Annotated in this window: 9 protein-coding genes and 1 pseudogene; 4 read left to right on the plus strand and 6 right to left on the minus strand. The window is 36.2% G+C overall.

All coding sequences use genetic code 11. The features are described from left to right. Nucleotides 1-348 (minus strand): hypothetical protein (locus D0T60_RS17725; protein ID WP_163219686.1); only part of this gene is annotated, 348 nt, incomplete at its 3' end. A 402-nt stretch (nt 349-750) separates the two neighbouring features. Between D0T60_RS17725 and D0T60_RS17730 the strand changes: the two are divergent. Further along, nucleotides 751-1,335 (plus strand): annotated as a pseudogene (locus tag D0T60_RS17730) (KilA-N domain-containing protein); the annotation flags it as partial. Between the two features lie 5 nt (nt 1,336-1,340). After that, a complete protein-coding gene (locus D0T60_RS19100) occupies nt 1,341-1,508 on the plus strand; it encodes a DUF4476 domain-containing protein (protein ID WP_407925804.1) in 168 nt (55 codons plus the stop codon). Nucleotides 1,509-1,596: 88 nt separating this feature from the next. On the opposite strand, the gene nagB is transcribed toward D0T60_RS19100, so the two are convergent. From nagB to D0T60_RS17760, 5 genes are all read right to left on the minus strand, one after another. Next, entirely contained in the window at nt 1,597-2,409 is an 813-nt protein-coding gene (gene nagB / locus D0T60_RS17740) for a glucosamine-6-phosphate deaminase (protein ID WP_163219690.1), read from the minus strand. Nucleotides 2,410-2,437: 28 nt separating this feature from the next. After that, nucleotides 2,438-3,631: an FprA family A-type flavoprotein gene (locus D0T60_RS17745; protein ID WP_163219704.1), complete on the minus strand. Its 1,194-nt coding sequence runs from the start codon at nt 3,629-3,631 to the stop codon at nt 2,438-2,440. 27 nt (nt 3,632-3,658) lie between these two features. Next, nucleotides 3,659-4,585: a TIGR01212 family radical SAM protein gene (locus tag D0T60_RS17750; RefSeq protein WP_163219692.1), complete on the minus strand. Its 927-nt coding sequence runs from the start codon at nt 4,583-4,585 to the stop codon at nt 3,659-3,661. Between the two features lie 17 nt (nt 4,586-4,602). Then, a complete protein-coding gene (locus D0T60_RS17755) occupies nt 4,603-6,003 on the minus strand; it encodes a sulfatase (RefSeq protein WP_163219694.1) in 1,401 nt (466 codons plus the stop codon). Between the two features lie 257 nt (nt 6,004-6,260). Then, nucleotides 6,261-6,959 (minus strand): IS982 family transposase, encoded by a 699-nt coding sequence (locus D0T60_RS17760; protein WP_163219696.1) that lies wholly within the window; start codon nt 6,957-6,959, stop codon nt 6,261-6,263. Nucleotides 6,960-7,250: 291 nt separating this feature from the next. Between D0T60_RS17760 and D0T60_RS17765 the strand changes: the two genes are divergently transcribed. Together D0T60_RS17765 and D0T60_RS17770 are read left to right on the plus strand one after the other, a co-directional pair. Next, entirely contained in the window at nt 7,251-8,330 is a 1,080-nt protein-coding gene (locus D0T60_RS17765) for a DUF1848 domain-containing protein (RefSeq protein WP_163219698.1), read from the plus strand. 12 nt (nt 8,331-8,342) lie between these two features. After that, nucleotides 8,343-13,220, plus strand: a complete 4,878-nt coding sequence (locus D0T60_RS17770) for an AAA domain-containing protein (protein WP_163219700.1) — start codon at nt 8,343-8,345, stop codon at nt 13,218-13,220. Nucleotides 13,221-13,616 lie beyond the last annotated feature (396 nt).

Genomic DNA, 13,616 nt, shown 5'->3' on the forward strand with positions numbered 1-13,616 from the left:
ACTATAATTATCATCTTTCTTTTTCTTTGAGGTAATAATCTCAAATGCTTTATTGATTACGAGAAAAACATCCTCTAAATTATCTTCTTGTTTTTCCACGGGAAGAATTACTCGCGTCATTTTCTTGCCTCTGTAATAATAAGGCAACTTTTTATACCATTCAGTATAAGTTTTATCTTTTTTTGCTTTGGGCGAAAAGAATGCGAGTTGTATTTCTATTTCTTCAAAAGGAAGTTCAATATTCTCCTTCTTAAATTTGTCAGAAATTATCCTACCGAAATATTGAAAAGGCTCTTTCAATCCTCCTCCATAAGTTCCGAAACTGCTTTTTGAAAAATATATCCACATAATTTTTATTTTTTTGTCTTCTGCACCGCCCCCAAAAATACTATTTATCCATCAAACAAGCACTACATCCCATATAAAACTATGAAATATAGCCTATTTTGCAAAGTTAAGAGTTATCCTAAAAACCTGAGTATTGGACGAAAGCAAAGTTTACCGGACTTATCATTACATGAATGGCAATTTCATAGAACAATATAATCTGGAAATGATAATAGATCTTTCGTTTCGTATTCAATCAAGGAATGCGAAGGCATTTCGGAAATATATAGTTGAAAAATCCATCAGGAATGAGGATACAACAAGGTTTATACTTCCATTATATATAATGGATATCAACAATTTAAACTAAATTTGCAGAACCAGATTGTGACTAATTTAACACAATGATAAACAGAAATAAAAATGGCTAAAATAACAGTTAAAGGAACAGATATTGTATTTTATAAGAAAGCACAAGAAGATTATATCTCACTGACGGATATTGCCAAAATTCGGGACACAGAAAATCCGTCACAAATAATCAGCTTGTGGTTAAGGACTTATAGCACGATTGAATATCTTGGTTTATGGGAGATGCTTAACAATCCTGATTTTAACCCCCACATTTATGAGGGGTTTAAAAGTGAATCTGCCAAACCGCACTTTTGGATGTCATCTAAAAAATGGATTACCGAAACAAACGCAATAGGAATAACCTCAAAATCGGGTCGATACGGTGGTGGAACATATGCTCATTCGGATATTGCTTTCAAATTTGCAGCATGGATTTCAGCAGAATTTGAATTGTATCTTGTAACCGAATTTAAGCGACTGAAAATTGAAGAACAAAAAGTATTGGGCTGGTCAGCCAAACGGGAACTGTCGAAGATCAACTATCATATTCATACAGATGCAGTAAAGCATAATCTTATTCCGGAGGAACTTACCGCTCAACAAATATCAATCGTGTATGCCAGCGAAGCGGATGTGTTAAACATGGCTCTTTTCAAAGGATTGTTGCTATCTATGCTTTCGACAGCGAGAGAGTAAAAACATTAGAGACTCTTTATCCCCGCGTTGTCGATCCGCAGAATTTCTTTATAGCGATTGAGACGTTGACTTTTCAGGGGGAGAGGGATAAGGTGTATGAGTTCGTGAAGAAGTATGAGAAGGGGGAATAAGGAAAAGAAATGAAGGGCTATCTTCAAAATTCAAATGCTTTTTGAAAATAGCCCTCACTAATATATTAACGAATAAATCGCAACCTCTTTACTTCAGCAAGCACTCCGGATCTAGATTAGCCGCTTCGATATCCTTAAAGTAGCGATAAGTACCTACTTTCAATTCGTGTGTAGCTGCATCATCACAAACGATGATTCCTTTTTCATGCATTTGCAAAGCACTGATTGTCCACATTTGGTTGATAGATCCCTCTACTGCATGATACAAAGCACGTGCTTTATTATGTCCATTTACAATAATAAGAACCTCTTTGGCAGAAAGCACAGTACCCACACCTACGGTAAGAGCAATCTTAGGCACTTTATTCACATCATTATCAAAGAAACGAGAGTTTGCAATGATGGTATCTGTAGTTAATGTTTTTACACGTGTACGTGATGACAGAGATGATCCAGGTTCATTAAAGGCAATATGTCCATCGGGACCGATACCTCCCAAGAATAAATCAATGCCTCCATAAGAAGCTATTAATTCCTCATAGCGCGTACATTCCTCTTCCAAGTTGCCGGCGTTACCGTTCAGGATGTTTACATTTTCACGTTTGATATCCACATGATTGAAGAAGTTATTCCACATGAAAGAGTAATAACTTTCGGAATGATCTTGTGGTAAGCCCACATATTCATCCATATTGAATGTTACCACATTCTTAAAGGAAACAACACCTTTCTTATTCAGTTCAATCAATTCTTTATACATCCCCAGTGGAGACGAACCAGTAGGTAATCCTAATACGAAAGGTTTTTCGGATGTAGGATTCGCTTTCTTTATTTTAGCTGCCACATAACTGGCTGCCCACTTAGAAATGGTTGTGTAGTCCGGTTGAATAATAAGTCTCATATTACGTACAGTTTAATAATGGTTCAAATTAATTTTTTATTGCTTCGGCCATTGCCTGAGCTAATTTCTCGCATTGCTCGTAAGTATCCGGTTTCATCGACTGTTTCATTTCCACCGGTTCGCCCACTACTTCGTATTTATTCTTTTCTATGAATTCAGCTATGCGCTTTACGGCTGCACCTGCCCAGCAGAAGGCACCAAAGTATCCAAAGATACGTCCTTTAATATCACGGGCAGCTATTTTATTGAGCATAGCCTCCACTTCGGGATAAAGTTGATTATTATAAGTAGGACAACCCACTATGATTCCCTTATATTTAAAGACATCTGCCAAGATATAAGAAGAATGACTCTTACTTACATTATGCATTACGATATTCTTTACCCCCTGTGCAGAAAGTTCGGCAGCTATAGATTCCGCCATCTGTTCGGTATTTCCGTACATACTTCCGTAGATAATAACCACCCCTTCTTCACTCTCGTACAAGCTGAGGCGATTATAAATACCCACCACCTTTTCTATTTGCTCCATCCATACCGGGCCATGCGTTGAACAGATGGCAGTAATAGGCATACCGGCAAGTTTCTGTAAGGCTTTTTGCACCGGAGATCCGTACTTACCTACAATATTCGAGTAATAGCGCACCATCTCATCCCAATACATATCGGTATTGATACGGACATCTATAAAACCGCCATGTAAGGCTCCAAAGCATCCAAAAGCATCTCCGGAAAAGAGTACTTGCTCGGTAGCATCGTAGGTCATCATGGTTTCGGGCCAGTGTACCATCGGGGTTAAATAAAATGTCAGTTTATGATAGCCGAGGTCTAGCGTGCTTCCTTCTGCTACACAGATTTGTTCGGAAGCAACTCCGTAAAAACCTCCAATCATATCGAACGTTTTTTTATTACCTACAATTGTTATATTCGGATAATACTGCTTTATCAGGCTGATAGATCCCGAGTGATCGGGTTCCATGTGGTTAATTATCAGATAATCAATTGGACGCTCGCCAATGACCTTCTTTATTTTATGCAGAAACACATCAAAATAACAAGCATCAACCGTATCTACAAGCGCCACTTTCTCATCATCAATTAAATACGAATTATAAGATACGCCATAAGGCAACGGCCACATATTCTCAAACAAGTGTTTGGTACGATCGTTAACCCCCACATAATGAACTTTTCCTTTAATGAGTGTTTTATCTTTTCCCATCATTTGTAATCGTTTTAAATTTTAAGCTCACAAAGATAAGGCTTTCCCTTGATAAGCCTCCCTTTCGCGCATCCTTTTCTGAACTTTGGCTGTAAACTCATAGTTCTTCAATCCCCAATCCGGAGCAATCAACAGTTCTTTGGGAGATTGTGACACAAAACGTTCCAATACAATATCAGGACGTAGATGTTGAATATATTCTACGACAGTATCTATATAAGTTTCCAGATCGAACAAATGAAAATCACCGGGAGATTCATTATACTCATTAGCCATTCGGGTGCCTCGAATCAGTTGCAATTGATGAATTTTTAGGGTAGTAATAGGCAGCTTCGACAATTCTTCGGCTTGTTTTATTAGTAATTCATGCGTTTCGCCGGGTAAGCCCAGAATAACATGCCCACCGGTCAACAATCCTCTTTCGGCTGTTCGCCTTACCGCATCTACCGTATCGTTATATGTGTGACCACGATTAATGCGTTTTAAAGTGATGTCATTGGTGCTTTCAATACCATACTCCACCAGTACGAAGTATTTTTTATTCAGTTCTTGCAGATAATCGAGAAGAGAATCGGGCATACAATCCGGACGGGTTCCGATAACAAGCCCCACCACATCAGGCACCGACAAAGCCTCTTCATACTTTTTCTTTAGCTCTTCCAACTCACCATACGTATTGGTGTATGCCTGGAAATAAGCCAAATACTTCATGTCGGGATACTTACGGGCAAAGAATTGCTTCCCCTCTTCCAACTGCCGGGTTATGCTTTTTTCCGTACGACAGTAATCCGGGTTGAATGTCTGATTATTACAATAAGTACACCCTCCTTTTCCTTTACTTCCATCTCGGTTGGGACAAGTAAATCCTGCGTTCAAAGATATTTTCTGTACCTTAAAAGGAAAGTATTTCTTTAAGAAAGGGGTAAATTCGTTATAAAGGAATGATTGACTCATAGATGCTTCATCTGTTTTTATTTGAATGAAGAGATAAGCTGTGGCAACGAATTACGCCATGTAAGTGCTTTTTCTTTCAATTCTTTGGTTATTTGAGGGTATTTAGCACTAACCTCCACATTCTCCTGTGGATTTTCGCGCAAGTTATAAAGCATTAAGTCCGATTCGTCTTTGTTTATTAATAGTTTCCAGTCGCCTTTTCTGACTGCAACATTCGGACTTACGTTCTCCGGCGCTCCCGGCTTAGGAAATGCGCCTTTGTTATTTCTTCTGTATTCCCAATAAATTTCTTTTTTCCTTTCTTGAGGCTTACCTAATAAGGCTTTGCTCATATTTGTTCCATCTGTCTGATTCTTATAATTAACGGGAAGCTTTACTCCGGCAAGTGCGCATAAACTCTGAAACATATCCAAGGCACTTACCACACTGGTGGAATCGACTTTACCCGTCGGAATCAACCCTTTCGTGTCTTGAATAATGAAAGGCATCCGTGTGCCTCCTTCAAATAATGAAGCCTTGCAACCTCGCATATTTCCTGCGCGACTGCCACGAAAGCTTGGAGCAGGTCCGTTATCACTGGTAAATATTACAATGGTGTTCCTATCCAGGTTCAAGTCTTTAATTCCTTGCAACAGACGACCTATTTGTTTGTCGTATTCCTTAAGTACTGTTTTGAAATTCTTTTCGCTTTCCGTGCCTTTGGGAACCAATGTTTCTTCTTCTATATTTCCCACCCACGGAGTGTGCATATCATCCGGCCATAAATTAACAAAGCAAGGCTCGCCGCTATTTCTTTTCAGAAAGTCAAGTGTTTTATCTACAAAGTAAGCTGTCCGGTTCCAACGTTTGATGCTATCCGTTTTAGCCCATATCCAGTTTGTAGAAGTCAATAACGGATCGGGATCCGGACTTTCGTAAGTGCTTGCGTATTCATCATATCCGTAGGCTGTGAATCCCGGTGCATTGTCAACATCTCGTCCGCCACCCAGATGCCATTTACCAAAATGACCGGTTTTATAGCCGCCATCTTTCATTGCACGAGGCAAAGTGGGAGCATTGACATCAAGGAAATCGGCCATTTCGGCTTCACTATTTCCTTTCCGGGTTTGCAGATAGCTATTAATATTCCAACGGGCAGGGTGCATACCTGTCAATAGTCCGGCTCGCGAAGGAGAACTGATAGGCGATGCACTATAATACTGTTCAAAGCGTATTCCTTCTGCTGCCATTTTATCAATGCAGGGAGTAGGAACAAAATCTCCACCGTAAACACCTACATCGCCATATCCCATATCATCGGTTAATATAAAGATGATATTGGGCTTTAAAGATTTTGCCTCTTTCTGATTGGTGATTGAGCAGGAGGATAATAGTGGTAAACCTGTAAGAATTACGGGCAAACAGAGTTGTTTTTTCATGTTCTAAAAGATAATTAGTTTAAAACGCAATTTGTTGTTGTATTTTTAATTTATAAGCAAAGATAGATATATAATCAAATTGCAACTAAAGTATTTAAAAGATAAAGTAAATTATTCAATTTATAAAAAACAAGGTGGGAGTTCTTATCAAGAAGATGCACTGTAAACACTAAACCGGTATGCCTTTGCGGAATAATCCGCATATTTTCTGAACACAAATGCGTAAATAATTAAAAATAAAAATTAATGAATACCCCTTAAAAGTGCGAAAAACAAAATAGGTTGCTACGAATACCCGTCACTAAATGTATTCCATCACAAAACAATGATTCAAAAAGAGAGGCAGAAACAGATCCCTTGTCATCATATAATTTTCCAAACAAATCCTTACTCAAAGATTCCCAAACGCCTTGATTGCGGTCATTTATATTTACTTTGATCAAACAATAATTCAAGAATTCCCCTTTCTCATTGCAAATTAAATGGAGTTTGAATCCGAAATACCACCTCATTGTACTCTTGCCTACTTTTGCAAGTCCTTTGAATACCTTGTTATTCTTTATGCGTTTGTTATGGCAAACGGGAACTTTGGTAGAGTCCACATAAGTAATACCTGTACATTCACCAAAACAAACCAACTTAAGGAAGAGGGCAAATGGAACAAATAACCGACTTTCCAATTCGACAAATCGGTTATAAGAAAGCAAGCCGAGAAAATCAGCCTGTAAATGCGACCGGACATAGAATAGATAGTAATGTTTAAAATTACGAAAGGTGCTAAAGTGAAAACCAATTAAAATGATTATCATCTCACTATCGGAAAGCCGAGAGGGGCGATTACGCTTTCTATGCGCTGAAGTAGAAGGCAATTGATATTTTTGAATCTCTTGATCAAATTCTTTGCAAAAATCGTCGGCAATACAATAAATTTCTATAAATTTGTTCTGGGTAACCATATCGTATTTATTTGTTAACTATTTGACTATCAACCATAAAGACAATAAATAAAACGGAGATTACCCATTCTTTTTAAACTTTTCTTATCCCGAACTCAGGTTACTATGGATGATTAACGCCTGAAACAATTAGGCGGTGGAAGGTACTAGAAAGAGCTGTTTGATCACATTCGCGATATTCATTCATCTGAAAAAATACCTATCGGCAGGTACTCGACCTTTATGCTACAAGTGTAAATTATGCCCCGATCAGATGTATCTATTCAGTTTTGAAAAAATACTTAAGAAGAAATGAGTACATGGTATAAAGAGGAAATAATTTTAGATAATGGTGACAAAGCACTAGCACAATCTCCATTTATTATTTCAGCAAGCAGAAGTACAGATATTCCTGCTTTTTATGCAGATTGGTTTCTTTATCGCATGAAAGAAAAGAAATACTCAGTATGGACGAACCCATTTAATGGAGTAAAAAGCTATGTTTCCTATGCCAATACACGATTTATTGTGTTTTGGTCTAAAAATCCTCGTCCTTTAATAGAATCAGGACTCTTGGATTATCTTGAAGAAAGAAACATCAAATGCTACATACAATATAGTCTCAATGACTATGAAGAAGAAGGATTGGAAAAAGGCGTTAAGTCTTTAGATTATCGTATAGAAACTTTTAAGCAGCTAGTTGACCGTTTGGGAAAAGACTGTGTGATATGGCGATTTGACCCTCTCATCTTAACGGAAAATATTCATGTAGAGAAACTTCTGTCTAAAATTCAAAACATAGGTGACCAACTAACAGGAAAGACAAAAAAAATGGTTTTCAGCTTTGCAGACATAGAAGAATATAAAAAAGTAAAATGCAACTTAAAACGCAATAACATAGATTATAAAATTTGGAATACAGAACTAATGGAAAAGTTCGCAGATAATCTTTCCCAGATGAATCGTGATAGAGGTTGGCACTATGAACTTGCTACTTGCGGCGAAAAGATTAATATAGACAAATATGGAATTATTCACAACCGATGTATAGATGGGGATTTAATTACCCAAATAGCATGGAAGGATAAAACCTTAATGGATTTTATGAAGATAAATATTCTTAAAATTCAGCCAACCCTATTTGATGACACTCCACAAATACCCAAAGATGCAATAAAACTTGATAACACCCATTATTTTTACAGCAATTGTAAAAAAGGTTCTGGTCAAAGAGTTTTCTGCGAATGTATGGCAGCAAAAGATATAGGAGAGTACAATACTTGTGTACACTTATGTGAATACTGCTACGCAAACACTAGTAAAGAATCAGCAAAGCGTAATTATGAAGCTCATTGCTCAAATAAATATTCAGAAACAATAACAGGTCGTTAATTAAGTACAGATATGGCATTATACGTTTATAAAATATCAGAATATGATCATGTTGCCGAAAAAAAGCAATTTGACGAAATACAAACGATGTTAGAATCTCAATATTCAGATAGTTCAGAAAATTGTATTCTCATTGCGAACTATAATATTGAAGGAATAGAACTTGATGCCCTATTAATTACTTCTGGAGGATTTCGGATTCTTGAGTTTAAGAATTGGGGTGGTAACATTATTGCGAGAGAGAATGGTTCTTGGACATCTAATGGTTTAATTATTGAAGGTGGAGCAGGAAAAAAAACGCCATATGAACAAATTCGGTTAAATAAAAGCCGAGTTTCTAAGGGTTTAAAAAATCTTTTAGGAATAGTGCCACAAACCATTAGTGCGGTAATCATATTTTGGAAAGATTCAAATATAGATACTACCCAATTATCAAGTACGGTAAAAACTTGGCTTTCTATTTGTGACAATACTCATATAGCAATGATTTTAGAGGGTTTAAATAATCAACATTTCACTTCGGAGTATATTGTGTCACTACCTTCTCTGTTAAAAATCGAAGATTTTGATATAGAGAATAATCAGATTTCAACAACAAATGAAATATATGAACCTGAGGCCTCAACTAACTTTTATGAAGAGCTAGAGTCTGCTCTCAAACAAATCCCTAACTATACTGCTATCTACAAAGCATATAATAGGACATTTCAAAAATGTTTGAATCAAAAGACAAGTTCCACAAAACTCAATCTTGGTGGACCTTTTGCTAAAACGGATTATTTATTGAAAGAACACAATGCTCCTAGAAATTTAGCAAAATCAACAAATGACACTCGAGTCAGACTAAGAAAAAGTAGTGAAATTCCAGATGATAAATTACAGAAATATTATCTTTATGATCTGAAAAATTTGTGCGAATTTATTGCATATATTTATCAATCTAAAATTCCTGATACTCTTTCGCATCTTTTCCCCAAAGAGAAACTTGTTGTATATACGCCAACCCTCATCAGCGAATGTATGAGAGTTATTATTGAGCAATGGGATGAAGAATTTGTCTATGGACATTCTGAAGAATCTACAGATGGCGAACTTATAAAAATATGCTATGCGAGTGGAAATCTAATTTACAACTACGACTGGACATACCTGAAAAACATCTTTTACAAAGGTGCCCAATTAAACCTTATACGTCCTCGCAAGAACAACGACACTATATTTCCTGAACTTATTATATTTGAGCCAGACTATCTGGTAGATATTTCAACAATTTCCAGGTGCTTTACAAACTACGCAGAATCTCCATTCGTAAATCTTATAAATAAGATAAGCCCAGCTCAAAATACAGAATCCATCATCCTCGGAAACCTTGCAAGTCAACTGCTTGATGAAACCATACACCAATTACCGAATACCCACCCTTATGCACAAAGTGTTATGGATTTCTTCAAAGACAACGTTCTTAGCTTGATCACTGTCAAAATTGATTCTCAGTTTCACGATAATGCAAAAAAGCAAAAACAAAATATTTTGCAAGCGATCAACACCATATTGCCTACAAAATTGAAAAGATTTAACTCTAAAGATGGTATAGTAGAACCTTCTTTCTTTTCAGAAATGTTAGGTATGCAGGGACGTATGGATTATTTGCAGTTAGATTTTAGGGTATTAATAGAACAAAAATCAGGCAAAGGAGATTATCCTTACAATAACTTTGTAACACCAAAACACAAAGAGGAACACTATGTGCAGATGTTGTTATATATGGCTCTTGTTCGATATAACTATCGTGATATATATGAAAAAAATGGAAAAGAGCTATATGCATTCCTCCTTTATTCAAAGTACAGCGAAAGTTTGCTTGGCTTGGGATTTGCTCCAGAACTAATTTTTAGGGCAATAAAAATACGAAATGGATTAGCATGGACAGAGATATTGTATACACAACCTAATGGCTATAGAATATTAGATTCCTTAACTCCCGAGAAAATAAACACAAAAAAAACAAACGACTCTCTTTGGCTAAATTTCCAACAAGAGCAAATTGCTAATATATTATCCCCGATACAGCAAGCGTCAGAATTGGAAAGAGCATATTATTTCCGTTTCTTGACATTTATTGCAAACGAGCATCTAATGTCAAAGCTTGGCAATAAGACAAAAGAAAATTCGGGCTTTGCATCTAAATGGCATGACTCACTAGAAGAAAAATTGCAGGCTGGTAATATATACTACAACCTGAGGCTTCTCTCACCCGACAGCAAAACAGAAGGCAAGATAAAAACTGTAACCCTTTGTTTTTCAGAAACAAATAACAACGATATGTCTAACTTTCGTGTCGGAGACATTGTTATTCTCTATCCCTATTCCAATGACCAAGAACCTGATATTCGCTCGACAATGGTATTTAGATGCACTATTGAAGATTTGCAGACTAAAACAATTAATTTGAAGTTAAGAGCAGCACAGTCTGATGGTCGTGCATTTATAAAAGAAGCAGGTAAACTATGGGCTATAGAGCACGACTTCATGGAATCTTCATATAGTCCACTTTATCGTGGTATGCACGCTTTCTTGTCAGCACCTAAAGAACGCCGCGATTTATTGATGCTACAAAGAGAGCCTGTTATTGACAATTCTCTTACTTTAAAGGGTGACTACAACGATTTTAACGATTTGTCCTTACATATAAAAAAGGCAAAAGATTTATTTTTAATAATAGGCCCTCCAGGTACCGGGAAAACGTCATTCGGTCTTCTAAATACCGTTAAGGAAGAACTACTTGAAACAGAGTCATCGATACTTCTTATGTCATACACAAATAGAGCCGTAGATGAAATTTGCAGTAAATTGTATCAAGAAAAAATTGACTTTGTGAGAATAGGTGGAAAGTCAAATTGTGCAACTGAGTATAGAGACAAACTTTTGAGTTCAAGAGCTAAGTCCTTTAATAACATTGCCCAACTGAAAGAAGAATTGGTTTCGATAAGAGTATTTGTGGGCACAACTGCATCTTTAAATTCCAACATATCTCTACTCCAACTAAAATCTTTTAGCCTAGCTATAATAGATGAAGCATCACAAATTCTTGAGCCCCATTTGATAGGACTGTTGAGTGCTCATAATAACGGAGTTCCTGTCATAAAGAAGTTTGTCATGATAGGTGATCACAAACAGTTGCCAGCGGTTGTGCAGCAAAAACCTGAAGTATCCATAGTGCATGATGTCACCTTAGTCAATATTCTATTAAAAGATTGCCGGCTTTCATTATTTGAGAGGCTATATAGAAAGTATGCTAAAAACAAGGATGTGGTTTTCATGCTAACACGTCAAGGCCGTATGCATCATGATATAGCAATGTTCCCTAACTATACATTCTATAATAATCAACTCAAAGAAGTTCCACTTTCTCATCAAAATATCGAATTACCTCATCAATGCATAGGTGTTAATGGAATTATTGATTTATTAAAAACACGACGTATTGCTTTTATTGCTGTCAAGTCTTCCGAAGAATCTCCATCTGACAAAGTGAATCAAGCAGAAGCAGATATTATTGCAGCAACAGTGATAAAAATCCATGAGATAGAAAAAGACAACTTTGATATCAATAAAACTGTTGGGGTCATAGTTCCTTACCGTAATCAAATAGCCACTATTCGCAATACAATAGACAAATATGGAATAAACGATCTACATAACATTACCATTGATACGGTAGAACGCTATCAAGGTTCGCAACGCAAATATATTATTTATGGATTTACTATTCAAAAATACTATCAGCTTCATTTCCTAACTAATAATGTATTTGAAGATACAGATGGTAGTATTATTGACCGCAAACTCAATGTGGCAATAACCCGTGCAGAGGAACACCTATTACTGGTTGGCAATCCTGAATTATTATCAAACAACTTTACTTTCTTCAAGTTGATTGAATTTATACGTAGCAGACATGGCTATTTAGATGTGAATAAGGACGACTATGTGGCTGGTCGTTTTAATGTATCACCATATGAAACGGAGGCAGTGGATTTAAGCAAGGCCACTTATACTACCACTCAGGTATTTAATAACGTTTTCGAAAAAAACATTCTACATCCAGTAAAAGACGCATCTGACGATCAATGGCCTTCGAAAGTCTTTGGATATGATATGGCCACGAACTTGAATACTATAGGTTATGGACGTATTAATTTCTCCAATCAGATGCCTATGTTTGATGATATTCAAATATCCCCCGAACGTCAAGTTCAAATATATTGCTATTACATTATGCGTCAGCATTATTGCAGTAGCAAAAACATATACACCAGCTTTAAGGATTGGCTAGGTGAACTAATCTCTTTTGTACAAGGAAGATTGCAGATGATTGATATAGGTTGTGGTCCTGCAACATGCGGTATTGCTTTTTCGGAGATATTCTTGCATGATGCTCCTAATATGGTTTATACTGGTATTGACATTTCTACTGAAATGAAAAAAATGGGCAAGCAACTTCTTGAAGACATACATCATGGACATTTACATTATCAGATGAAAGATTCTTTTAATGCTCTTGATTCTATCTACTGGGATGGATGTTCCGAACTCCCATCGCTGATTCTGTTCAATATGTCATACTTTTTTTCAAATGTTAATGCTCAATTTACAGAACAACTTGCACTTCAAATAAGTGAGGTAATGAAGAAATATCCCCTTAATAAATATGTTTTCTTCATTCAACATTCTGATTGTGATAAGAAATTGAATTCCTATAAGATTTTTAGACGTATCTTAAATTCAAATACTGTTATTATTAAACAAGAAGATTCATCTTTCTCATATATATTAAACCACAAAGAACGTAGGTTGCCATTCTGTTTCGAGATATTCACCAATAAATAAATTCAACATTACTCTATATCTAATCGCACATATAATATTTCCTACATTGAAAAAGCACAAAGAAACGCAACAAGCAAAGAACAAAAATAACTCAGAAAACTAATGAGTATATATAATCATTCACCAACTTCATAAACGTAGAAATAACTTTGTTTTTCTCTTTCATTTTGTTGTCTGGTTTCTGATTATAACCGGTTTGCTATTTTTTGAATCTAATTTTGGATACCTCAACACACAAGGCAAATAACAACTACGCCTGACAGTTGAAAACAGCTATCCAACATTACATGGATAATGATTGGCGAAAACGGTTGATATCCACCCACAAAAAACGGTGATACCCGTTCACTTTCCTGTCTTATACTGATGGCGATGTAAAATTAGTCTTTTTCTTCT

The organism is Bacteroides sp. 224 (genome assembly GCF_010500995.1).
Lineage (GTDB): Bacteria > Bacteroidota > Bacteroidia > Bacteroidales > Bacteroidaceae > Bacteroides.